Here is a 25,047-nt window from a genome sequence, read left to right as displayed (position 1 = left end):
ATACTAGCTACCATCAACCCAAGCAACTGTAGACTTTAATAGCGTATAAAGGATCTCGATAAGCGATTAGATTAGTTGCGAATTCAACCAGTTCGTTAGCCGCTACGTCAATTTAAATAGTATATAATGTATATACATGAATTTGGTATTCAACTAAACTTACTTCTTGTAAATGGTGTTGCTGAATAAAGTTTACCTCTTTTCGTCTTCGAACTCAGTCATGAAATATTTAATCGAAGTAATAGCCGTTGTCTTATTGATAGCAATTCCTCCGCTGGCTTATAGCCTTTCTGATGTTGCGCTATGGCTAATGCAGGAACAGATGCAGTACATCCCTATATTTGTTTTTCCGCTGTATTGCTTTACAATGCTTTGCGTAACAACCATCTGGGTAAATCGCTGCAATCAACACCAGAACTTAGCTAAATAAATTTGATAAGAACGTATACGCTCACCCAATAAGAATTACTTACTTGATTTTTTGACGATAACGGCACTATAGATCGTCGCTATCTTCTTGTAATTGTTCTTCCTCCAGATCTAGTCTGTGCTCAATAGCGCGGATTACATCGTCGTCATAGTCCGCCCGCTTCCGAAAAGAGTGTAGTTTTTTGCGTTCCTGTTCCGTTACTTCCATCATAATCTGTTGAAAGTGGCCGATCAAGTGAACCGCTCTTGCTCGTGTACCGTCATCGCTGTTCGCTTCTTTCAACAATTGTAACTTGTGTTTCAGGAACTGAGCTCGGTACTCAAGCAGGCTATTGTGCTGAATATCAAGCGCATAGCCTGAAGTCAATTTATCGAAAGCGACGTGATACAATTCCAACTCGATTTCTAGCCGCTGCTGATCATCAGACTTCGCGTTAGGAAATGCTTCGGGCTTCACCTTGCGAATCACCCAGGGTAGCGAAAGACCTTGGCCTACCAGCGTAACAATGATGACAACAAACGTAATGAACAGGAAAAGATTTCGGTCCGGAAAGGGCTGGCCATTGGGTAACAATAAAGGGATGGAAGCTGCGGACGCTAACGATACAACGCCCCTCATACCGACCCAGCCAATAATAATCGGGTTCCGCCAGCCGGGATTGCTCTGAGCCACCGTAATATACCGGCTGATAAACCGGGTAAATGCTGAACTGGTAAAGCCGGATATAATTCGCACGATAATGACGACCAGTGTAATAATCAGGGCATAGTTGAATGCGGTAAGAACGGGTATACTCTTTATCGATTCGGTGATTTCGGGAAGTTGTAAACCAATCAAGAAGAAAATGACGGCATTCAGAATAAAGACGACCGACGACCAAAGAGCGGCTGCCTTTAAGCGACTCTGGTGCGAAAAAATAAAATGAGCCTGATAAGCGGTAAACAGTCCACCACTTACTACCGCCAGAACGCCGGATGAATGAACAGCTTCGGCCGAAAGGTACATCAGGTACGGTAAAACGATTGAGAAAGCAACGTCAACGTTTGCATTGGTTGGTAGCCATTTATAAATGATATACGATAACAAACCAAAGGCAAGACCAATCCCAATGCCGGAAATCACGACGATAACAAATCCAGTTACGGCTTCAAACCAAACGAAATTATGCGTCGTGATAGCGGCCAGCGCAAACTGAAACAGCGTCAAGCTGGTGGCATCGTTGAGCAAACTTTCTCCTTCGAGAATAGAAACAACGCTTTTAGGAAGCCGGGTGTACCTTAATACCGAAACGGCAGCAGCGGCATCCGGTGGCGATATGATGGCGCCCAGTAAGAAGCCTTGACTAAGCGTAAAGCCGGGGATAAGCCAGTAACTAACAAAGGCAACGGCAGTTGCCGTGAACAAGACAAAGCCCAGAGCCATTACGCTGATAATTCGTCGCCATTTCCACAAGGCTTTGAGAGACATATTATTTGCGGCATCGAACAAGATGGGCGGTAGTATGACCACAAAAACTAATTCCGGATCAATGTGTATAGCTGGAACAATGGGTACGAAGCTTACGGCTAAACCAGCTAATACCAGAAAAACAGGGTAAGCTATCTTTACTTTCTGAGCAACGATGACCAGTAGGGAGACACTAAAGACCAAACCTAAACAGAGAAAAATAAGGTTGTGTAGTTGTCCTGACATAAGCTTATTGCATAAGATGCAGCGGTTGAAACGCTTTTTGGAATTCTCCGAATGGAAACTGCTCGTACACCTTCGAACAACCAAACGACGCTGTACTTTCCAATAGGAGCTTCGACCGCGTTAAAACAAACGGCTGGATTGCACAGGTTATAAGAGCAGGATTATGGCTTCAGTATACAAACAAATTTGTTAGGCTCAAACTGAATTGTTGTTTTCGTGCCTACTCTGACTGCTTATCCATCAAAAGCAAATAAGCTATCTGCTGTTTATCTCATTGCGCATGAAGCACCTCTTATTGACTGGCCTTGTTGGACTGGCTGGTACACTTACCTGTTTAGGGCAGGCATCCCGATTAAAGGATGCGAATACGTTATGTTGGTTTGTTTACGCTGGCGATCATCAGATCGCAAAAAAATGGGCAATTCATACCGAGTTCCAGGAACGCCGGGTTGACTGGGTACAACAGCCGCAACAGCTATTGGCACGGCTGGGGTTCGTTCGTACACTAACCGAACGCGTGGAAGTGTCGGGAGGGTATACTTATTTTCAAAGCTATCGTTATGGTAACTATCCGGAGGTAATGGGCCGTGCGGAGCCGGAAAACAGACTTTATGAAGATATCTCGCTGAAGGACCAACTGGGTCGTTTGGGGCTGACACATCGCCTTCGGTTAGAGCAGCGCTGGTTGGGCTCGCGTGACCAGAGCGGTCAGGGGGCTGTACAGGAGTGGGAATATCAAAACCGTATCCGCTATCAATTATCGCTGGAATTTCCGCTACAGGGCAAAACAATTGAGGATAAAGAATGGTATTTGAATGCCTTTGATGAATTATTTATAGGGTTTGGTCGAAACGTGAATGACAACGTTTTTAATCAGAACCGCTTGTCTAGTGGCCTGGGCTATCAATTTACTAACAATGCCAAACTAGAGCTAAACTATCTCTATCAAATCAGGCAACATGCTGACCCAGACCCGGCCTCCAGTCGGTCGGTTGTTGAACTCAACAGTGGTATCTGGGTAAACGTACTGTACAACCTTGACTTTACGAAGAAGCAATAAACGACTGATAATGAATAGAGACAGCTTGGAGAAGCTCGGCTGTTAAGGTAATTTGAGGCCTGTTCGTAAGAGTCTACTAAGAAGCCGGAAACTTATGTGGTCGGTTTGTGGCAATCACCTGCTAGTGGCAACTGACGGGCCATTTTTTTGCAGCTACCAACGTGATTGCGGTTGTACTAATGAGGGGACGAAGCCAGTCAGAAAGAGCAGAGGTAAGGCAAAAACAAAGTAGAGAGCATCTAATAAAGATGTGTGACGATGTTTAGAAGTTTTGATCTAAACAGAGTAATACGATTGATAATGTTAAACAAAAGAGTCAATAGTACCTCTCCAGGCCGGAATGGGCTACAGGCCCAGCTGAGGCTGGGAGATCTGCCTACTCTGTTAGAGGATTGGCGTCAGGCTATCAGTACGTTCAAGGATTTGTACCATTTGCTGGAGCAATCCATTGAATTAAGAAAGCAGGTCATGGCTGACGTTACTATTCAGCTCGTGGCTATGGATGAGCAGCATTCGGTAAAAGAGATGGAAACGATCCGTCAGAATATGCTGGCTGAGCTGCGCTGTATGCTTAACGAGATGAACAAACCGCAGAACCTTGCCTTGACAGCCAGCGATGTTGAACGGCTCCACAGGCATACCTTGCGTTTACAGGAACAGAATCAGCGAATTCAGTGGCTGGTTAATTAGCTTGTCGGTTACTCCAGAAGCTGCTTTGCGTACAGTTTTTGAAGCTTCTCCCGCGAGCGCTTAAGCCGCATTTTAACTGCACTTTCCGAAATGCCATACTGTTGGCTGAGCGCCCGGATGGATAATCCTTGTTCATGTTTCTGTCGTAACAGCTTGACCTCCTCTTTGGGTAGCTGATTAAGTACGCCTTCAAGCTCTTCGATACGTTCTTCGAGCACAAAAGCCGAACTGGTTTCGGGAAGGCCGTTCGCTTGTTCGTCTGATAACGGCTCTGTTGTCAGGCGTTTACTGATCCGAAGCTGATCCAGACAATAATTATGGGCAATAGAGTAAAGCCAAGTTGAGAAAGTAGACTGGTTCTGGAAGGAGTCCAGCTTATTGAATACTTTAATAAAAATGTCTTGCGTATAGTCCTGAGCGGCTTCAGAATCCTTGGTAATGGAAAGGCATTTGTGGTAAACTTTACTCACATACCGACTATAAAGTGCTTCAAAGCTATCAGGTGAATTCGTGTTTTGAAACGAGTTAACCAGTTGCTCATCGGCTAGCCTGGCTTTTTTCATAGGTAGGTCATTAGCTAGTTTAAGTTGAGACTAGCTAACACAACTATGGTAACTATATATTTATTCGATTAAGCAACATAAAAAGTATACAATTCAATTGCGCTACAAGTATTAACATATACTTTTTGTAGTATAATCCGTATTTAATGTGTTTCTAATGTGTAAATATGCCACAATGGCGAAATAATAAATAAGTAGCGCCTATGGAGCGTTACTACTGATACAATTATGTAAATATATTGAGCGGCATGTATACTCTTTAATAAATAACCTCACCAAGTGTACTTTTTGCTACCTCCTGTTCTGAGTCAATGGATTCGACATCATATTTACCAGAAGTTATCCGTATAGCTAGAAGGGGTTTGCAGACAGCTTTCCGCGATTGGGTTCAACACGCTTTATTGACACAGAATTGTATCGTTGTTTGGTAACTACGTTTGTTACACTATACCAGGTGTGAGTCCTATCAACAAATATTGTAAAGTAGTATAGCCTTGCGATCTTCTACAGGGCTATACTACAGAACGTTAATAAACAGATGTGGATAGAATTAATGCAAAGAGACGAATCGAAACGGTAAGGAAGTTTACCCGAAGTCTCATCAGTTACGACTAACAGATGATCCACTCGTCACAATAGGAACCATTTGGCAATACTTTGTAAGCGAAACAGTTATGTTACTGTTGATGCTACGTTTTATCGCAGAAATCTAAGGGCCTTGGTTGCACGACTATTAACTAATAAGAAGAACATAGCTTCCAGAAGATGCTATAGCGAAAGGCTTATGCAGCTAGTTTGATAGGTCTGCTACGAGTTCGTCTGCGAGCCGATAACCTGCCAGAGCGACCTGGCGCCGGGCAATGGGCTTGACGGTAGCTATGTAGTCTGGTGGCAACACCGATCCTTCTGTTTCGGAACCAGCCTGCAAGGTGTTATTTCGATATACATTGTCTTGCGCCAATTGAAAGCTTTCCTTTGACCAATCGATAAGGTCCAGATTACCCAACTGTGGCAACTGAGTTCGCGAAAACGCTGCTCGTTCCTGGGTTGCTAAACTATCGGCTGAGTGATAATCATCCGAATTCAACAGCATGCCGTCCCAGAAGGAATGGAGATTGGTGGTGTTGCTGCTCAAGGCAAGCTTTATTTTAAATAAGTTGCCTCCTTTGTCTCCCTGAGGAAATTGAGTGCCAACCAGTGCTGATGTATGCAAAGGCATATGAACGTCACCAGTGAGGTGAAAGAGCCAGCACAGAGCAATCGCTTTAGAACTGTCGGCCACATTACTTTTAAGTAACTGTCTGTTTAATGCGTAGGCTTGTAAGATCGTTTCGCCGGTTGGTAACGCACTGTCGCTACGAGCAATACCCTGTTGTGGTGCATAAACATAGTTGATGAAATGCCAACTGAAGTGATCATGATAAGGATCTGTTCCTTTCACGTCATCAGGCCAGCGAGCCGCTAGCATAAACAGGTACTCATCCTGCTCCTGTTGCGACAGTTTAAGCGCGGCCATTTGAGGAGCCCATCGGTTCTGAAAGTACGGGTGTTGCTTAAGAATAGTCAATAGCTTGGGTAGCAGTTGGGGTGAAGTGGTATTCAGCTCTTGGTAAGCCATAGCCCCAATCGCCATGTGAGTAGCTTTGTTCCAGCCAAGCGCAGCCGGTAAAGTGATAAACACGAGTCCAATAAAAACAAGAATTGACTGAAAAAGCCGCTTCATAATGGGTAAAGTTAGTTATGCTGATAAAACAGGATAGCGTAGAGCTGTCTATAAAGGCTGATAAAGTAAGTGCACTACGAAGTATCAAGTTAGATTTTCCCGTTGTATAGGTTGTTTAAACATTGTTAAGAATGTGAGGTTTTGGTTCCAGTATAAAGCTGTGATGAGGCACCATTCGCACACACAAGACCCCTGCTATTCAGTAGGGGTTTTCTTTTGATCCAAATCCTCACTACTGTGGGCAATCCACAAAGATACTTGGTTAAAGAAGTACATAAAAAGTAGTGGAGTGGGTAAGCCAGGTTGCTTTGTAGCCTGGCTTATTTGTGTTAACAAGGCTTTTAAATCAAAATATTAAGTCGAACTGCAAGCAGGCTGCCCGGCTGATTTACACGTAACGAAATAGACAAACAATAAGCGAAGATTTGTATTAACTTCTTTTTCCATGTATTAACAAATTCTACTTAATGTTTACTAGGTTTATTTTCTTGTTTTGCCGTTCACTCAACAATAAAGCCTGCCTGCAACGACTTACTGTTTAAATTACAGACAATACGTAATAGATAGACACAAATAAGCCAGAACGCATATGCGTTCTGGCTTATTTGTGGAAACTGAATTGGCTTTTACTGCCAATAGACTACCGCAGTTTATAAGCTATTACCTCTCATCATCATCTGCTACTCGGTTTATAATAGCGCCTGTGCTACTAGTGTAATGGTTGCTTCAATAAGCATCAAACTGTCTATTTGAATACTTTAGTAATCATTATGCAGGCCAATGTAGATAAACGCTCGTATTTCTTCAAGCAAACGATCTCAATATGACAAGTTGGATGTAGTCACAAGCAAAGACTTTTTCTTGTTCTTGCTACGTTTGATGAGACAAATTGGTCGGTCTATAAAGCACTACATTAGAGCTGCATCAACTGTTGCAAATTTCAGACTCAACCGGTTCACAAAAGCGTGCATAAAAGGTTTTATAAGTTGCTACGCTTACTGCCATACACACGCCCCGTCGGCCAAAAATAAAACTGAACTTACTATTATTTCTATTAATTAAATTAAAAAGTAAGTCACTTATTTTAAATATAGTTACCGATAGATAAAAAATGTAAATAAAAAGAACGGATGTTTTTTATCTTTGAAAATATAGATTCAATAGGCATACATGCTGGCATAAAGCGAGCAAATCATTTAACCTGCGAGAAACGAGTATGAAAAAAATGGTACGAAATCGAGTTTTGACCAGCCAGCGTATTATCGATACTTTAGAGCAAATTTTGGCAGAAGGGGGTACCGAAGCCGTTAGTATCAACCTTATTGCTGAACGAGCAGGCGTAAGCAAAGCGTTGATATACCGATATTTTGGTGGTGTAGATGGTTTGCTGGAATACTTTGTACGAATGGGCCGGATGTTTCCGCACTATACACCTGCATGGTTGGAGCAAATACAGCCAGCGCATCCCGGAGATTTAGCGAATTTATGGTCGTCTCAATCGTTGCAACTTTTTCGCCACATCCGCGTCTCGCGCTCAGCTCGCGAATTGTTTAAAGCAGGCGTAAAAGACAACGACCCGCTCGCGGATGTGATTAGCAAAGCGCAGGATGGCGAGCTTACGCACCTGGTCGATCAACTTGCTTTTATCAAAGGCTGTGATTACCACGCTATTTCCGCTATAATCTTAGGTGCGCTCTCTTACTTAACAATCCAGGCTCAAAACGACCGGACTGTTATCGGCATTGATCTGCGTAGTGAAGAGGGATGGCAGCGGATAGAGAAAGCAGTCTCAATTATCTACAAAGCTGTTGGTCGGTCAGCCATTGACTCCTCCAATACAAACATTACTACCAAGTTAGTGAATTTGTCGGTCAGCGCTTGGTGATGCGGTTTAGCTTGCTTAAGTACTTTCGGGCTATGTACTGATTGTGTATGAGTGAGTGTAGCAAAGCTGCTTTTTCAAAGATCGTGTGGTGGGGGCGATCTGTTAATAACTAGCAGTCTATTTATAAGGATGGTGTTCCGGCTCTGTTCTGCTCACACGTCAGGTCTAGACAATTAATACTGTCATTAGTAGCCTTCGCTCAACTATAAGTTTCTGTTGGGTAACTTGACTACCGTCTTGTAAAAAAAAATACGTACCAGTTAATTAATAAGTTATTACTCACTTGCGGTTGATCCTTTTTGTTCTTTATTTTCAGGTAGTGGCAATGAAAAGGTAGCCCAAGTATTGTCACGTTGGATTAGTGCCCCAATCCCCATCTGCTCTGCGGACGGGGATTTTTATCTAATGACCAGTTGATTCGCATTTTTGAGAAAATTATGGCACAAGCTTTGTCTATAACAGCAGTTAAGCACAGGTAAATCGTTGCCTGAATTTGAAAAAGTAATTGAGTACCTTATCGATTTACTATACGCTTTGTAATTGGGTTTGTGAGATGAAGTGGATGCGCTTGAGTCTGAAAATGGAAATGCTTGTTGTGAAGAGCGTACAAAATGAATTCTACAGACAAATCTGGGTCTTAAACTAATCTGCTTATTATTCAACGTTTTCTAACGACTATGAACACAGAACGAAATCCATTTGAGTTGACAGACGCTATTACATGGCTGTTGATGATACTAATTGCGACTCTTTACCTGTTTGATACAGTCTATCTTACCATGCTATGCTTAGGTCCTGTTGGTCAGTATTGGTAGCTATTCTCTTCGGTTATTCGCTTTAAACACCTGGAATTCCAATCCTTAGTATACTTATTGAATACAAAAACACCCGGCTTCAACCGAGCCGGGTGTTAAAATTTGTTTTTATGATGCATGCAATAAATACGAAAAATAATACCATTTTGTTTTAGCATACCGCTTAAAAAATTTGTAGCGATAGATAACTAGCGAAGTTATAATCAGTGTAGAGGCTTATGGCTACTGAGCCTGTAGCTGAATTTCAGATTTTGTCCAATTAGGTCCGTAGCGAAGAACTGTTATCATTCTGTTTTCTCAATTGAAAAACGACTTAGCCACTGAGCATTGTAAACAAATAAGCCAGGCCACAACATGAACCTGGCTTATAATATCCGTTACGTGTAAACTTGAACTCATATAACAGTGGATAATACCTCCAATCCTAAATAGTGAGGTAAAGGCACTCTTGAATTTATTAGCGTCGATGATCCGTATTTTATGATATAGGGTCGGCTTTGAGAAATTAATAGGCTCAAATTTGAAAAACTGACTACGCAAATCCGCATGATACGGTTGCAGTTAGTTCGGCTACTTGCGATCAAATCGAAAATGCTCAAAGCAGGGACAGCCCACCAAGGGGAGGCATGTCTAAAAATACAGTAGGTAAATGTAGAGGCTAGTGTATTCCAGACCGAGTTCGTAATGACGGTCTGCGGAAGTGAGTTTACAATGTCAATAAAACTGCTTTAAAAGCTCTATTCTATTACCCGGCGGTGGGTTAACTCGGATAACGGCTGATAACTTCCTTTTGGGCGAATTTGTACTCTTGCTTGCTAAGTCTGCCCGCTTGATACTCAGTCTTCAATTCTTGAAGCATTTGGTCTTTCAAGCTTATAGACTCGGCAGCGTCAACGCCTGCTTCCTGTGAAGTGCCACTGGCTAGTTTACGCTCTGATGTTAATACTAGTATTATTCCGCCAATGGGGCTAAGTACCAGCGACCAAAAGAAACTTTTGGCTAAACCAATGGTTCTTGTGCTGCCAATTACTCCAACAATTATACTGAGTACCAACCAGATAGTAAGGTACTGGGCGGAAAGATCGCTCATAGGGAGCGCAAAAATGCGCAAAAAAACTTGGGCTGCTGTTGTTATTTACTAGCAGGTGTAACCCAATGATAACCACCTATGAACATATCTATCTGAATCCTAGATTAGGTATTAAGCGCCAGATTGGAGGCTGTTTCTATTCGTCGTTGCCGTTGGTGAACCGCTTATTGCATGAATGGCAGTAATATATGATCCGCGCGCTCATCTTTTGTTTGGGTTCAATCTGTAACGGTTGATCACAACGAGGGCATTTAGCTTTGTGATTAAGTCTGAAGTATAGAACACTGCTAGCCGTCAAAGCGCCAGCTAGCATACTGATCGGTAAAATTGCATCCATACGTTTTGTTATTTTTTTGAATAAAGGTAGATGTAAATCTTGAGTAGTTATATTTTTTCATAAAAAGATAACTACTTATATATTAATAGGTATTAATGTTAATAAAAGTATATAGATGGTTCCACAAACTGCGCCAAAAGCAGTATAAGAAGTCTCGAAATAAGTTGTTTTGATGATCGATGATAGAAGCTATCCGTCCAGAAAAATAAGAAGGACTGATGATTCGGAGGTTGCTGGAGACTCTCCTGACAAGGATTTGATCTTTTCAGCCTGTGCTGATTAGCCAACTTACCAGTGTTGTATTTATTCTTGGGTTTGAGACTAGTAGAATATCAATGCAATGATGGTAAGTAAGGTTTAGGAAGGCGGTTGAGTGTGTGAATGAGTAGTATAACGTTAACGTACAATGAAGGCTGAACACAATTATTGAACCTTACCCGATCAAGTGTGCATGATCTCAACAGTTTATAAAGCTATTACGCAATAAGACGCCCCGCTTTGCCTAAAGCGGGGCGTCTTATTGCGCTATTCAACTATACAATGGGGTACCTAGAGCTCAGTAACATTTCGCAAAATGCATAACGCAGAATTGCCCTAAAGCGTGAAGCGCATATCTGGCAAAGCGACCGTTTCCCACCAGAAGCTACGTAATCGATTAAAGTAAACGGTCCACTCGGCATGGGTAGTTGGTTTAATTAGGTAAGAGGCAACTCCCAGTTCATAGGCCTTGATGATATCATTCTTATCGACCGATGAACTAAACATGACTACCGGAATACGACTCAAGGGACTAGGCAATTGCTTAATCATTTGCAGAACTTTCCAGCCCTGCTCACTAGCGGGTAAATACAAATCCAGCAGAATAAGTTTAGGAGCGTCCCAGTCCTGATACTGCCAGTCTTTAATGTTCTCCAACGCTTGCTCACAAGTAGCGACACGCTCGACAACCACTTCGGCTAGAGCTTGCTTCATGGCCTGTTGGATAAGCATCCATTGATCGTCGTTATCTTCGACGACAAATAACTTGGCTCTCAAAAAGTTGGTCTTTATGACTGACTGCGGCACACTATTCCTCATGGCAAAACTGACACATTAGTTATAGTGCTAACTATTTTGTTAGTAAAAAGGGTTGAAAAGATTCAGGAGCGGCCGCACCAGACCAGCAAAGCCAGTGGATGGGAGATGTAGGTTGATGCCTCTAAGCGTTGCTGAACAGCGAAGTAGACTTATTTTACAAGCTATCTACTTGACAGAACTAACATATAAGTATGTTTCCAGTTACAGGAAGGTAAGTTATGTCATTTTAAGGCTTTTGCGATAGACTGGCTCTCATAGAACCAGTCTATTTTTTTGATTAGGTAGTAACACCCTGAGCAACGCATGAAAGGTCTGCGCTTCGGCTAAGTGTTTAACCAAATGTTGATAAGCCACCTTGTACCAGAAGATGGCTCATTTATGCCGAATCTAGTATAAGAAGCTGATAAGGTAAGTGAGATGCAGAGGAACTAGAGTAGCCTGTGCATTTTGCCGACGGACTTGTTTGTTTTGTTTCAGTGGTTGCGTCGGACAAGCACCGTAAGCATCCTACTTGCCCAACAACTCCTCTGCTTCCCCAAAGCTGGCATCCATGTAATCCTGCTTGGCCTGCTGGTACTTCTTATAATACATTTCTTTCACGTCTGCCAGCCAGGCCGCTGTTTCATTGTCCTGATCAGTTATACCCGTTCTAGGGAAAGTCTCTGCTTGTTGGCTCATGCGCGTGTACTCTTCTTCCCAATACACAGCCACTTGCCGTAGTGCTTCTTGTGCTTCCATATACTAGTTTGTTTTACTCGATTTTCCCGGCTTCGCTAATAGGTTATCCCTGTAGCCTGCAACCGCAAAGGTGAACCGGTCAATACACGTGTACAACATAAGCTCACCTTTGCGTAGGAAAAGAAACAACGATATGTATGTAATCAATACGGAAGCAATATGTTGGCTCTGTGCCTGAAATCTCGTGAACAAACTAGCCTATACTATTCTACAAAATGGTAGCGAGCCTGCTGGTTACCAATACAAAAAGTCTGGTCAGTAACTTGGTTTGTGGTAGAGGGGCATCACTTTTTTGCTGATTTATACCATTCGTCAAAACCCGCAAGAATTGAGTTAAAGGCCAATTCGCCGTTGGGGGAATCGTTTTTGTTGGCCGTGATAAAAACTTGGGAATTAGCGATAAAAGCGATCTGAACGTTGTTGTCAAAACCAATCAACCATGATTCGAGCTGCCCTGCATTGTAGTTTTTCCCGAAGTTGGCACCATCTTTCGCTTTATCCGCAAACTTACCCGGATAGCCCCCGTTCTTGGCGTAATAAGCTATACCCCCAGCGGTCTTGTTCCGAAAGTCGTAACCTGCCCGCTCATTCTTCATCATATCCGATAGGCTCTTAGGAATAATCTTTTCGGTATAATGTAGCGTACTCATAAAGGCTGCCATCTGTACACTAGTCATGTTCCAGCCACGCTCGGCATTAGTTAGCGTCATATCCCCAAAGCTGTCCCCTTTACCATTGTCCTTGGGAAACTGGTAGCAAAGTGCCGGATTAGGATCGGTAGGTTTGCAAACAATAGTGCTCATGCCACTACCTGACACGCCCAAAACGTTCTTTTGACAGTAGTCGATGTAGGCATCAGCATACTCCTGGGCCTGTTTGTTTTCGACAGTCGCCAATGTAGTACTATTGGCGTTGGCTGGTAGTTTGGTAACGGAATAATCGGCCAATGTAGCAATCAGGAAGCGCATCAGTGCGTAGTTGGCATTGTTGTACGTCTCGGGTTTTGAGGAGTCAACTAATCCCTCGCTCACTAATTTTTTCAGACTACCGTAATCTGATCCGTATGATTTGTCTACGAAGCCCGACTGGTGAGTGAGCAGTTGTTTGAAGGTTATCGTTTTTATGCCGGTTCCCAATGTCCAGTGGGCGGGTAGATAGGAATGAATTAGATCGTCAACTGTTTTCTGTTTGGCGTTCAGCGTTCGTAGCAGGGCCGCAGCCGTAATTGTTTTACTGCAACTGGCAATGTTGTACTTATCGTTGACAAACATGGCGCGGGGATTTCCATCCTGGGACAGACGGGCATCTCCATAGGCATAGATGCTTTTTTGAGAACCGTTGACCGAGACGACAAGTTGATAGCCTACACAATTGCCGTCTAGCCGTTTTGAAATGGCCTTGACCAGATCGTCGGTATTCAGTGTCGATCCACTCGGGCCAACCTCAACTGTTTTGTCGCAGGAGATTAGTGCAAAAACGAAGATTGCCAGGATGGCTAGTAAGAGGGTTGTTTGTTGTTTCATGACTGCATAGCCTTATAAAGATGAACGGGTTACAAACGCCGGAGAGGTTTATCGGAATTGATGCAGGCCATAGCGCATTGAAATGCCACAAACAAAAGCCGTCTCCCACGAGCTATTTGTGTAGCAAAATTATTTCACTCGTTAGCTAGGCACAATCGGATAAACGTATGAGCAGATGCCTGTGTCCTGGCTGTGAAAGGCCGTCTTGACATACAGGCTATTGTAAGAAGTTCACCCCTGGGCTTTGGAGTCAGAAATAGCTGGGTATTTGGTAAGTAGGTTAATAGCAATCTACACGGATAAGATACGTCTGTGTAGATTGCTGTTATTGGTTCTACCCGGCTCTGAACTATTTTTTACCATTAGCCCGAATCTCCTCAAAATCCGCGTTAATCCAGCGCGGTTTGCCCAGATAACTAGGCATCACTACGAACCGTCCTGTCTTCGTGTCGAGAATTATCGATTCCCGTTCACTCGAAACTGCTTGAAACCGACGATTGTCTGTACCGTTCGGATCGGGTTGTTTGTTTGGGTCGGAGGTGAAATTAGTCAGCAGTAGGATGCCAATTACTGTAAGCGAACCCAGAAAAAAGGAGGGTAAGTTGATTGAAAAGTGAATCGTTTTCATAGTCGACGACGGCTTTTAAGTGTCCTTGTTAGGAAAGCATAAAACGGCTAATTCTCTATTAGGATACTGTTAACTTTTAATTCGAATTTGAGCCCTCAACAGCTTCCATTCTCTCGTCCTGAAGACCACCTAGTGCTCATTGAAATCAGCTATTTATTTTTTGTAAAATAAAAATGATCTCATCGAGTGACTTATATAGATATATATGGTCATAAAACATGTATATAAAAGCTTAGTGGGTTCTTTATTATTTAAAAAAATGCACTTTAGTAAATATAATTAGTGCAGCCAGAAACAACGCATAGCTTTGCACCATCCAAAAACAGTCAATCAAACAATGAAACATATTCTTTACTCGCTCTTAGTTATTCTTCTTCTTTCTAGCTCTGGCTTTGCTCAATGTAGCGAGCTGGTTAGGAAAGCACATAAGTTTAGTGATAAGACCGTTGTGATGACTACTTGCCGGGGTAAGCGTTCTGCGGACGCTATTCATTACAAGCGAGTCTACGAACAGGGGCAGGTCTATTACTTTGTCCAGCTTTACGTGGAGAGCGGCTCATTTCTGCCTCAAAAAGGCGCATCAGTCTTTTTTAAGGATGGTACCTCGCTCGACTGGCCGACCGCATCCGTTGAATCTACCTTTGATGGAAATATCCATACCAGTCAATCGACAATCAGATTGACCGAAGAGGCTATTGAATTACTACAGGAAAAACAAATTGCCAGCATCAAGCTGTATGTTCATGATCGTGCCTTGAATCAGCATCAGTCAATTCGGGCTCAGGATATTCTCAACTGCGTTATCGGGGCCGATCTAATTGAAGTCAAATCAGATAAAGTTGTTAGCCAGTAAAAAAATGGGGATAAGCCATTTGATCTTTGTCACGCTGATAACCATATAGTGGCTGATTAAGCGACAGTTAAATTAATTGTAAAATCCAGACAGATTTTCTACCTGGATTTTCTGTGTCTAGTCAATAAGACAGCTCGCAATCGGATAATAAACACCACGCCCTAGCAGTAAGGTGTCTGTTGTAGCTAGTTACTTAATTTATCTTAGCGCTGGTAAGCAATCTAATTACTTAGTTTATAGGTAGTTGCTAGGGGTTAGTAAGCAACGTATACGCGTATAAGTTCAGATAAAAGCTTAACTGTAGTCTGTAATTTTCTTCGCGGAAGCGCTATTCAAAAAGGCTTTATCGCAGCCAAGAGCACACTCAGGTAAAGAAAATATCCTTCGTATCTGGTTTATTTCCCAACGGAGACTTAAAGATTAAAATACGCTTAAATTGCAAAAAGTTGTAATCAGTAATTTATTTATCCGTAAATTCGAAAACTACTTAGTGATATAACTGTATTTTTACTCAAAGTTAAAGCCAACGAATGACTCAACTGTCTACCCCTCCTTCACCAGGATTCTACCAGTATACCTATCCTACATTTGTAGATAGCCCTCAGCAACTGTATGTTCATTTTATAACACCAGACGGGAAAAATGCTTTTGTAAGTTATCCCAATCATCCGAATCACAAAGCGGCCGGAGTTGTAGCCTTAAGCTGGTTCAAATCCGTAACTCTTACCAGATTGGAAGGTCAACCTCCGTTTATGCAGTTTGTACACGTAACTATTCAAGGGTGGATGGAGATGGGTTGTCCTAAATCAGTTCCTGTTCGTTTACACTCAATAGGAGCGGACGATTACATGTCTGAATTGCAGATGTTTATTGCGGCTTAGATTATACGATCAGATTGGCTTTTGCTCAAAATGACTATTGAGTAGAGTAGGCACCGGTCAACTTTGTTTGTATGCTTCGGTGCTAATTTCCTGGAGCCTGCTTTCTACGCTTTCAAGAAGTTTTAGCCAGTAAGCGGAAGTTGCCCACTATAATACGAGCACAAGTTTCAAAACGTAGTGGCATCCGGTTCATAAAAGGATGAGCAGCAGGGCTATCAGCAAACTTCTGCTCGTTAAAGAGGACACTGAATAAAAAGGGATTAGGAATTGAAAGCCCGGACTGGTACCAGCCCGGGCAGTAACGAGCATGTAACCACTTATTCGCGGTAAATAGCTCGGTATATTAATTCAAGCTGGTTGAAGTCGACTTTGTTGCTTTACCCTTACGGCCACCGCTACCCGACGAACCACCCTGACTAGACGGCGATACACTGCCTTGGGCGTTTAGCGAGTGGTTACCGTGACTGCGATTACCGTTGTTAGTCGAGCCATCACTGACCGAACCAGACCGACTGGACTTGCTACGAGTTCCCTGACTGTTGCTATTACTACCGCTAGTGGCTGACGATCCCTGCTGAGATGTCGACCCGCTACTACCGTTGCCACTGTTATTTGATCCATTTGTTTGCGCTTGAGCGCTGAAGGTCGCGATGCCTATTAGCATGGCTCCAATGATGATTGTCTTTTTCATACCCCTGAGTTAATTGATTAGCGATTTAACCTGCTAACCACGTTCAGCCAGCAAAAGCTTAAATCAATGAGAGTATGGACTATTCAGCACCAAGTGATACGAGTATATTAAAATACAGTTTGATCTCTAAGTGTTAATTGGCAATGGCTCGTCAAGCGTTGTCCCATACTAGTAATTGTGAGTTTGTACCTCCTGTCTTCAACTGATGCAAGCACACACTGTACTATGACACGTTGGCCTTGCCAATGGACACAGTAGAGCATGGACCTGCGGATTGGATTTTCCTGAGACTACAGCCTTCAAGCCGTAGAGGAACCAAGAGCCTAACTTAATGCACTCAAATGAGTCAGCTGACTAACAATTAATGCGCTTCGGACATCGCTTTTGCCGCTAGGGCAATCTCTTGGGCTGATTTCTTTTTTGTTCGCAGGAAGTAAACTAGTGGGAGGATAATCAAAAAGAAAATGCCTACCAGCCGAAATGTGTCCAGGTACGACAGCAGGTAAGCCTGTCTATCAACCGCCAAATCAAGGAGTTTATAAGCCCGGTCGCTGGCTCCGCCCATCAGCTTGAGTCGTTCAGCCAGTAGCGGGTTAGCCGGGTCAAGGTTGGCCACCAGATCGTATCGATGCTGGGCGTAGTCACGCGCGACGAACGTGTTTGCCAATGCAATACCAAAGGCTCCTCCTAATTGCCGAATCATATTGTTAAGCGCGATAGCCGATGGGAAATCTTGAGGAGGCAAACCCGCAACAGCTTGGTTGATAAGCGGTAGCTGAAGCATGGTTACACCAACTACGCGCATCATCTGCGCCCAAAAAAAGTCCCACTGATTAGCCTGCCCGTTCAAAGTGCCGCTGTAAAAGCCAAACACCACAAACGTAACCATCCCGATGATAATGAAGGGTAAGGGTGAAGCTCCCCCGGACAACCGTTTACCAATCAAAGGAAACAAAGGAATACCTACCAGCGTGGGCCAAAGCAGCGAAATGCCGGTCATCGTTGGGGTAAACCCGTTGATACGCTGCACCAGCACAGGATACACAAAGACCGATGTAAATAATCCAACACCTGCCACGAAACTAAAGATTGTGGTCACACCTAGTGTCCCCTTGCTCAACACGCGCAAATTAACAACGGGGTGCGTAGCAGTAAGTTGACGCCAGACGAAGCCGCCCAGCCCAAGGATGGCCGTTAGTGTAAGCACCACAATTGCCTTGGATTCGAACCAGTCGTCGGACTGCCCTTTTTCAAGCACGTACTGAAGTGAACCGACGCCCACTGATAGCAGCAGAATACCCGCATAGTCGATTTTGATCAGGTGTTTACGAGTACCTTCACCGGGCTTTTTAGCGATGTAAAGCATGGTTAGTACCGTCGCCAGAATGCCAATAGGTACGTTGACGTAGAAGATATACGACCAATGATAGTTATCGACAATGACCCCACCTAAGAAGGGTCCCAGCGTAGGACCAAGAATGATGCCCATGCCAAATATGCCGGATGCAACACCACGCTTGTCTGGCGGGAAAGCGTCAAAAATGATACCCTGCGAGGTAGATAGCAACGCTCCGCCCCCCATACCTTGAATAAATCGCCAGAAAACTAACTGCCACAAGCTCGTCGAACTGGCGCAGAAGTAAGAGGCAACCGTAAAGAGAATGATGGAAGCGACGTAGTACCGTTTACGCCCGAAGTAATCAGCCAGAAAACCCGTCATCGGTATAATAATGACATTGGCAATAGCGTAGGAGGTGACCACCCAGGCTACGTCCTCAATGGTTGCACCTAAGGCTCCGGCAATTTCGTTGAGGGCCACATTGACAATCGTTACGTCAATAAGCTCCATAACGGCCGCTGAAATAGCCGTGACAACAATGATAAAACGAACGAGGCCCGTCGGAACAGCGGGCGCACTGGCAGTAAGAGTAGCCTGCATAAATAAGTGAGCAGTAATAAGTATTATAGAGCCAACGCGCAGGTAGTCAATTTGGTTTACTAATTGGTTCGGTCTGGCAAAACTTCTTCCAATAAGAACTTGATGAATAGATAGACTTATTCTCTGAAAGGCTGAAATCGAGACCTGCCCGCCTTGGCCGGTGAAGCAGAAGGCAAAGTCATAGATCAATTGTGCCAGGCGTAAAACTTAACTTATCTGCTTGAGTTATAGAGCTAACACCCCACTACTGGACGTAATATGATTCATACTTTAGCTAAAAGCCGCCTGTTTCAGCACTCTCGCGACTTCTGCAATAGGCAACATGTTTACAACCTTCACAAGTATACGTTGACCTGCTTGGTCTGTCTTCTACTTGTTTCACAACCTAGCAAGGCTCAGCAGGATGGCAAACCCCGACCTGTTACGCAACAAGAAGCAAGGACCCAGCAGCCAGATGCTAAACGACTTAAAGCAGGTTATCAGACCCAAGTTCCTGGCTGGATACTGTCGGCTGGCGATACGTTGCAACTGGGACAAGGCTCCAAGGAGGATAAAGGATTCGTTTATATTCATACGCTTTCAGCCAGCGATGACTCGGACGCACAAAAGTCGCTAAACCACACGTACTCAGGTCAGAAAGTAGTACTAAAAGAGTTGATAGCAAGAGGCTCCGCGGAGAATGGGTTTGGTGTGTATGGCGCAATTAGCCCCGGTACCCTTCCTCCTTATTACATTGCTCTTGATAGTGCCATCAACGCTGGTGAACTGCTGCCGCCCATCAAGTACCGTCCTTCCGCTGCCGCTTCACCGGCCTTACCTGCTAAGATTGCTCAGGAGTTAATTAAACTAAAGGCGGCCTTGGACGCTGGCACTCTGACTCAACAGGAATACGAAAGCCGTAGAAGGAAGTTGCTCAACTGATAAGGTTAAGAATTGTAGTACTCCGGACCTCCACGTGCTGGCTACAGATTGCCAGCTATACTGAACAAAGGCTTAATGTCTCCGCGCAAGAGAAAATATTGCTTAAGTGGTCCATTCAATCAAAAAGATGGTTGGTTAGCCGATATAAAGAGGGCTTTTCAGAATTTGGCATATGAATTGATACTGGTTCAAAATACGTAGGTACCCCATTCACTACACTGAATCGAGTCAATTATGCCTTTATCACTATTAAATGATCCTTTATTAACCACTGATCTAACTACTTCTCACCAATTCGATCTTTGGCTTAAGGCAGCTGAACAGTTCCGATTTAGTTATGCTTTACTGGCCAAACGAACCCATCACCTGAACACTGAAGACTGTTCGGAATCTTCGACTCTTGAACACATCAAGCAGCAGACTCAACAGCATCTACAGTTGATGCATAACCATCTACGTCGTTTGTCTCAGGAAGTGGACGTGCTTGATAACCCGATTCAGTTGCAGACGCATACAATTGATCTGACGCGGCTAAGCCAGCAGGCAATCGTTTTAACTCACCATATCGATCACTATCTAGGTCGTCCCAGGGTTCCTAGAAAAGGTAAGGAAATGTGATCTTTTCAAAAACCGGGCAGTGGCCTTCTAAGAGGCCACTGCGCAAACACAAGACAGACAGCCATTCCGCACATGTTTGTGCTGTCCAACAGTTTACTAGCTTCGCCAACTGAACTTACAATAAAACACTGGACAAATCTCGAAGCGACATCTTGAAGCGGTCTTCTAAGCTTAAGAAGAAAGTCTCGTTTCCTTGTATACACCAAATGTTTGGTTTATCATTTGTTCATTGTTAATCGATTTACATCGGCTAAGTTTGTAATAATCCTATAAACTTGTGTTTCAGGTGTTCACTCGACTTTTACTCGCCAGTCTTCTTGTTTTGTCATTTTGCTTTTCGTCGGCTCAATCCATTGTTTATGTCACTGAAGCGGGAGCGGGTAATTTGTCCGGTTCTTCATGGGCCAATGCCTTACCTAGCTCTCAGTTGCAAAGTCGGCTTAGCTCACTAGAAGCTGGAAGTCAGGTTTGGGTAGCAGCCGGTACGTATAAGCCGACCACTACTACCAACCGAGCTATTAGCTTTTCGATGCGGAATGGGGTAGCTATCTACGGTGGCTTTATCGGCACTGAGTCGTCCCCAGACCAGCGTCCTCCCACCAGTCCAAGTAAGCCTAGCAGCACTACGCTAAGCGGTGATATTGGTACCACAGGACTTATTGACGACAACACCTATCATGTGATTAGCAATACTAAGCTTGATAGCACGGCGATTCTGGACGGCTTTGTTATTACACAGGGCAACCAAGAAGGCTCAGGTTTTCCTTGGTATGGCGGAGGAATGTTGAATAAGGGAGATGGCGTCGGTAACTATTGCAATCCAACAATTCGAAATTGCGTTTTCGCGAAAAACAGGGCTGAGGGTGGAGGGGCTGTATACAATACCGGAGAAGTTTCAGGGTATAGTACTCCTTCATTTGTGAATTGCGTGTTTGACCAAAATACAGCCTTTAATGAAAATGGAGGTGCAGTCAAAAGTGCGGGTTTTGACGGTTACTGTGCACCAATATTTATTAATTGTCAGTTCAACCGTAATAAGAGCGAGTACGATGGTGGAGCGATTAGTTTTTCTTCATGCTACGTAGGCAATAGCAAACCCTCATTGGTCAACTGCTTGTTTAACCAGAATACAGCATACTTCTATGCCGGAGCAGCTTATTTCGGAATAGGTTATAATGGTGTTAGTACACCTATTATACTTAATTGTACCTTCACGAAGAACTACATCACTCAGTCGGCTTCCGCTATCTATTTTTACGACTCCCAAAATAGTATAAAAGCCAAGCTAATAAACTGTATTTTTTGGGGAAACACGGGCCGAGTAGCTAACGAACCAGCGGTGTTCAGTTTCAGAAACTACCCAGATATCACCTATTCAAATATTCAGGGTAATGGCGTCTATACGGGAATGGGCAATATTAATGCTGATCCTTTGTTTGCTGACCCAGCGACCAACGACTTTCGGCTTAAGCTTTCTAGTCCTTGCATCAACACTGGCGATCCATCTAGTTCAACGGCTATGGTAGGCAGCTTGGATTTAGGCGGTAATAAGCGGCTGCAGGCGGGACGGATTGATATGGGTGCTTACGAATACCAGGGTTCGGATTGCTCCTCGGGTATGTATACGTTGCAGAATGGACTATGGAGTGATGCCACTATCTGGTCCTGTGGTCGGGTACCAACGGCGACTGATGCGGCAGTGATCAAACACAGAATTACTTTGTCGTCTGGTTACATCGGTACTGCTGGCAGGGTAACCTTTGAGACCGGATCACAACTAATTTATGCCCTCGACGCTAAGTTGCAGTTAAGTCAGTAGGTTTGTTTAGAGACTAAAGTAGCAGATCTGGCTATATACTTTTTCGCTCTTTCTTGTACCCGCTTCTCTATAAGTTTATAGAGAAGCGGGTACAAGAAGGGACCTTAAAGACCGTCCGGCATATTCTTACTCAACTTCCTGGTATCAATAGTAAATCCAAGTCGTACCCACTGCTACTAGCTCCGCTAGGGCATCTAATTGTTTTTTATGAAAAACCCTGTTTACTCATTTCTCTCTTCACTTGTTTTCTTCTCGCTGAGCCTCCAAGCACAAAATAACTTAGTTATTAATTCGCCCGCTGTTGATAACCCAGGACAGAGCAATGTAATGGTAGGGGTCAATGCTGGGAGTGCTGGTTTGATTGGTAATCATAATGTTTTTACCGGCTTTAATGCTGGCAACAAAGCGACCAGCAGTCTAGGTGGAACATTCGTCGGTAGCGAGGCTGGCTTTAATAATACGACTGGTGCTATTAACACATTTGTTGGTAGTTATGCTGGCTACAACACTTCTACAGGGTCATACAATTTGTTTATAGGCGGCTCGTCGGGGTATAAAAACACATTGGGAGCCTATAATTCATTTTTGGGCTATCAATCGGGTTATTCTAACACAACTGGTCGCCATAACGTTGCCATTGGTTTCTTTACTGGCTATAATAACTCGACAGGCTATTCTAATGTATTTGTTGGAGCCTATGCTAATGAATTCGGACGAAACGGAAATAATATAGTCATGGTTGGCGATTCAGCAGGTTTCTACAATAATGCTTCTGGTAATGTATTCGTAGGTAGTAAAACAGGCTTTGCCAATCAGAATGGTGTGCAGAATACATTTGTTGGTTATAGAGCAGGTTTTAACACGTATGTTGATGGCAATACTTTCGTTGGCTATCAATCTGGACATACCAATACATCCGGAACGGGCAACACCTTCTTTGGAACATCATCAGGCCGGGGCAATATCACAGGTAGCCACAATACGTTCGTAGGCAATGGTGCAGGACCATCCAGCAGTGACTCAGATGACAATGTTTATATCGGCTTTAACACAGGCAACCATGACAATGGATCACGCAATACATACGTGGGCACCGGAGCTGATGCTATCGCTCAAAATCTGATTAATGCGACGGCCATCGGCGCAAACAGTCACGTAGCTATAAGTAACGCAGTTGTATTAGGCAACGAAGCAAACGTCGGTATTGGTACCTCAGCCCCTACCGCTCGTCTAGACGTTAACAGCGGCATTGAGCATGAATCCGGTATTCGTATAAGTCGACTCACCGCCAATAGTCCCGTTCAACTCACCACGGCTGACAAGCTACTCACCGTTGACGCCACAGGTAAGCTAATTCTGACCTCCGCAGGCCGGTACTCAGTGCAGAGCGTAGCCGATTGGTCAGATAAAGTGTTTATGAGTGGCTACAAGCTACGTTCGCTCTTGGAGGTGAATACCTATATTCAACAGCATCAGCACCTGCCAGGTGTACCGTCGGCGGCTGAGGTAGTCGAGCAGGGTATTGAAGCGGCCAAGATGGACGCTAAGCTCCTGGAGAAGATTGAAGAATTGACTCTATATAGTATTCAACTGGAGAAGGCTAATCAACACCAGCAAACTGTGAATCAAGAACTGAGAGCAAAGCTAAATAAGTTGGAACAGCTTGTTGAACAGTTACTAAAGAAAAAGTAGGCTATAGCTGTTAATTTCACTAGTCGCCCGGATCACTACAGGTCTGGGCGTTGCTTATCATGGCATTTCATTTGCCCGTTGGTAGACGATAGTTACGAAAGTGATAGCCTAAAAATATATTTATTCTCTTTATCGACTCACATAGTTTCCTGTGCCTGAGAATCTAACAGGCTGCAAAAGCGAATCAAGAATGTTCCTTCTAACATTTAGGAGCCCCGAATGCTTTTAGGGGTATGGATACGCCATCTAAACCTAATACAAGCCTGTCACTGACCGACTCTAATGGTCGTGAACTACTTCAAGCTACCTTAACGGACTATGTGACTTTTTTGCGTCGCCAGCCTGCCATATGCGGTAGTGCCGAGCAGCAAGAGATCTTGATTAAACATGTGGCTCAGGGGCATGAGCTAATTAAGCTCGTAGCGGCTGAACGGCTGAAGATCACCCGCGAACTTGACAAACAGAAACACGACTGGATGGAGCTTGAAAAAGAGTTGACGGCACCGATCATGGCCGCTATGCAGCCGCTGAAAGACGCTGTTGAGCACTATAACAAGGAGATGTTGCGCATTCGGGAGCACCAACAGGCCGAGGCTGCTCAACAAGCCACCTTAGCTGAGTCTGGTCAAACCAACTGGCTAACCCCTGAGGTAGCTATTGTTGATAAGCCGAAAGGCGTTCAGATGAGGTGGACCTATGAGATAGTCGATCACAATCAAATACCTAACGGCTACTGGAAGCTGGATGAGGCCGCTATCAAGGCAGACATTTCTCACGGGGTACGGCAGATACCGGGCGTGCGGATTTATGAGGAAGCCATTACAACCTTCCGTAAATAGTTTTTTGCTACGCTTACCACATTTTATCGAATGAAAGCGAATAATCGTAGAAAGGAATGCTGAAGTGGTGAGCAGTAAAGTACCTTTCGATTCAGGGCAGCAAAGTGTTATAAAGATAGCTGTCCTTGTCCCGTTTAGTGAGCTAGTTTTGACTGAAACTTAATTGGCTTATCGGCAATCGACCGCCCTCAATGCCTGGTGAGTATGTTCGGCACTTATACGCTAAGGGCCATTTCTCAATTGCTTGGCGTACTTGCTGCATAGTCGTAAAAATACAAGCGTCTAAAGCCTTCCAACGAAAAGGCCGAATAGCCTCTAAACGAAAAAAGCACCTACGAATAAAGCGTAAGTGCCTGACGGTGAGTTCGGAATCATGGAGCGGGAAATGGGTCTCGAACCCACGGCCTGCAGCTTGGGAAGCTGCCGCTCTACCAACTGAGCTACTCCCGCTTGCTTTCTATGACAAAGTTTTGTAAAATCTGCGACTTTGTCAAGTTCTTTTGGTTAACGGTATTTTTCCCTTTTTTTGAAAAAAATTGTTTT

General features: G+C 43.9%; 20 protein-coding genes and 1 tRNA gene. 10 read left to right on the top strand and 11 right to left on the bottom strand.

Annotated elements, in window-relative coordinates:
• The first annotated feature begins 220 nt into the window (after positions 1-220).
• Positions 221-430: a hypothetical protein gene (locus LQ777_RS23060; protein ID WP_232560288.1), complete on the top strand. Its 210-nt coding sequence runs from the start codon at positions 221-223 to the stop codon at positions 428-430.
• 66 nt (positions 431-496) lie between these two features.
• Here the strand turns inward: LQ777_RS23060 and LQ777_RS23055 are convergent, their stop codons facing one another.
• Positions 497-2,122 carry a Na+/H+ antiporter gene (locus tag LQ777_RS23055; protein ID WP_232560287.1) on the bottom strand — a complete coding sequence of 542 codons (1,626 nt, stop codon included), beginning with the start codon at positions 2,120-2,122 and terminating at the stop codon, positions 497-499.
• A gap of 280 nt (positions 2,123-2,402) precedes the next feature.
• On the opposite strand from LQ777_RS23055, the gene LQ777_RS23050 reads away from it, so the two are divergent.
• Both LQ777_RS23050 and LQ777_RS23045 read left to right on the top strand, forming a co-directional pair.
• Positions 2,403-3,182 (top strand): DUF2490 domain-containing protein, encoded by a 780-nt coding sequence (locus tag LQ777_RS23050; protein ID WP_232560286.1) that lies wholly within the window; start codon positions 2,403-2,405, stop codon positions 3,180-3,182.
• A gap of 300 nt (positions 3,183-3,482) precedes the next feature.
• Positions 3,483-3,872 (top strand): hypothetical protein, encoded by a 390-nt coding sequence (locus tag LQ777_RS23045; protein WP_232560285.1) that lies wholly within the window; start codon positions 3,483-3,485, stop codon positions 3,870-3,872.
• An 8-nt stretch (positions 3,873-3,880) separates the two neighbouring features.
• On the opposite strand, the gene LQ777_RS23040 is transcribed toward LQ777_RS23045, so the two are convergent.
• The gene (locus LQ777_RS23040; protein ID WP_232560284.1) at positions 3,881-4,435 is read right to left on the bottom strand and encodes an RNA polymerase sigma factor; all 555 of its coding nucleotides are present in this window, start codon (positions 4,433-4,435) and stop codon (positions 3,881-3,883) included.
• 790 nt (positions 4,436-5,225) lie between these two features.
• Complete coding sequence (locus LQ777_RS23035) at positions 5,226-6,158, bottom strand: S1/P1 nuclease (protein ID WP_232560283.1); 933 nt, start codon at positions 6,156-6,158, stop codon at positions 5,226-5,228.
• 1,216 nt (positions 6,159-7,374) lie between these two features.
• On the opposite strand from LQ777_RS23035, the gene LQ777_RS23030 reads away from it, so the two are divergent.
• Positions 7,375-8,043 carry a TetR/AcrR family transcriptional regulator gene (locus LQ777_RS23030; protein ID WP_232560282.1) on the top strand — a complete coding sequence of 223 codons (669 nt, stop codon included), beginning with the start codon at positions 7,375-7,377 and terminating at the stop codon, positions 8,041-8,043.
• 1,575 nt (positions 8,044-9,618) lie between these two features.
• Here the strand turns inward: LQ777_RS23030 and LQ777_RS23025 are convergent.
• The 5 genes from LQ777_RS23025 to LQ777_RS23005 form a co-directional block, all read right to left on the bottom strand.
• The gene (locus LQ777_RS23025) at positions 9,619-9,948 is read right to left on the bottom strand and encodes a hypothetical protein (protein WP_232560281.1); all 330 of its coding nucleotides are present in this window, start codon (positions 9,946-9,948) and stop codon (positions 9,619-9,621) included.
• A 931-nt stretch (positions 9,949-10,879) separates the two neighbouring features.
• The gene (locus LQ777_RS23020; RefSeq protein WP_232560280.1) at positions 10,880-11,320 is read right to left on the bottom strand and encodes a response regulator; all 441 of its coding nucleotides are present in this window, start codon (positions 11,318-11,320) and stop codon (positions 10,880-10,882) included.
• A gap of 549 nt (positions 11,321-11,869) precedes the next feature.
• Positions 11,870-12,100: a hypothetical protein gene (locus tag LQ777_RS23015; protein ID WP_232560279.1), complete on the bottom strand. Its 231-nt coding sequence runs from the start codon at positions 12,098-12,100 to the stop codon at positions 11,870-11,872.
• Between the two features lie 284 nt (positions 12,101-12,384).
• Entirely contained in the window at positions 12,385-13,623 is a 1,239-nt protein-coding gene (locus LQ777_RS23010; protein ID WP_232560278.1) for a serine hydrolase domain-containing protein, read from the bottom strand.
• A 349-nt stretch (positions 13,624-13,972) separates the two neighbouring features.
• A complete protein-coding gene (locus tag LQ777_RS23005; protein ID WP_232560277.1) occupies positions 13,973-14,251 on the bottom strand; it encodes a hypothetical protein in 279 nt (92 codons plus the stop codon).
• A gap of 337 nt (positions 14,252-14,588) precedes the next feature.
• Here LQ777_RS23005 and LQ777_RS23000 point away from each other — a divergent pair, with 337 nt between their 5' ends.
• Positions 14,589-15,104 carry a hypothetical protein gene (locus tag LQ777_RS23000; protein ID WP_232560276.1) on the top strand — a complete coding sequence of 172 codons (516 nt, stop codon included), beginning with the start codon at positions 14,589-14,591 and terminating at the stop codon, positions 15,102-15,104.
• A 1,224-nt stretch (positions 15,105-16,328) separates the two neighbouring features.
• Here LQ777_RS23000 and LQ777_RS22995 read toward each other — a convergent pair.
• Together LQ777_RS22995 and LQ777_RS22990 are read right to left on the bottom strand one after the other, a co-directional pair.
• A complete protein-coding gene (locus LQ777_RS22995; RefSeq protein WP_232560275.1) occupies positions 16,329-16,676 on the bottom strand; it encodes a hypothetical protein in 348 nt (115 codons plus the stop codon).
• A 361-nt stretch (positions 16,677-17,037) separates the two neighbouring features.
• A complete protein-coding gene (locus LQ777_RS22990) occupies positions 17,038-18,615 on the bottom strand; it encodes a DHA2 family efflux MFS transporter permease subunit (RefSeq protein ID WP_232560274.1) in 1,578 nt (525 codons plus the stop codon).
• A gap of 357 nt (positions 18,616-18,972) precedes the next feature.
• On the opposite strand from LQ777_RS22990, the gene LQ777_RS22985 reads away from it, so the two are divergent.
• The 5 genes from LQ777_RS22985 to LQ777_RS22965 all read left to right on the top strand — a co-directional run bounded on the left by LQ777_RS22985 (position 18,973) and on the right by LQ777_RS22965 (position 24,504).
• Entirely contained in the window at positions 18,973-19,536 is a 564-nt protein-coding gene (locus LQ777_RS22985) for an SHOCT domain-containing protein (protein ID WP_232560273.1), read from the top strand.
• Positions 19,537-19,770: 234 nt separating this feature from the next.
• Positions 19,771-20,154: a hypothetical protein gene (locus LQ777_RS22980; protein WP_232560272.1), complete on the top strand. Its 384-nt coding sequence runs from the start codon at positions 19,771-19,773 to the stop codon at positions 20,152-20,154.
• Between the two features lie 277 nt (positions 20,155-20,431).
• Positions 20,432-21,973, top strand: coding sequence for a DUF5123 domain-containing protein (locus tag LQ777_RS22975; protein ID WP_232560271.1), 1,542 nt, complete (start codon positions 20,432-20,434; stop codon positions 21,971-21,973).
• A gap of 207 nt (positions 21,974-22,180) precedes the next feature.
• Entirely contained in the window at positions 22,181-23,665 is a 1,485-nt protein-coding gene (locus tag LQ777_RS22970) for a hypothetical protein (RefSeq protein ID WP_232560270.1), read from the top strand.
• A gap of 233 nt (positions 23,666-23,898) precedes the next feature.
• On the top strand, positions 23,899-24,504 hold the full coding sequence (locus LQ777_RS22965; protein WP_232560269.1) for an exonuclease SbcCD subunit D C-terminal domain-containing protein: 606 nt from the start codon (positions 23,899-23,901) through the stop codon (positions 24,502-24,504).
• 374 nt (positions 24,505-24,878) lie between these two features.
• Here LQ777_RS22965 and LQ777_RS22960 read toward each other — a convergent pair.
• Positions 24,879-24,954: transfer RNA gene (locus LQ777_RS22960), tRNA-Gly, on the bottom strand.
• Positions 24,955-25,047: the final 93 nt, after the last annotated feature.

The organism is Spirosoma oryzicola (genome assembly GCF_021233055.1).
In the GTDB taxonomy this organism is placed as follows: domain Bacteria; phylum Bacteroidota; class Bacteroidia; order Cytophagales; family Spirosomataceae; genus Spirosoma; species Spirosoma oryzicola.
Note: the sequence above shows the minus strand (reverse complement) of the source record. Positions and strands in the feature narration are given on the sequence as shown.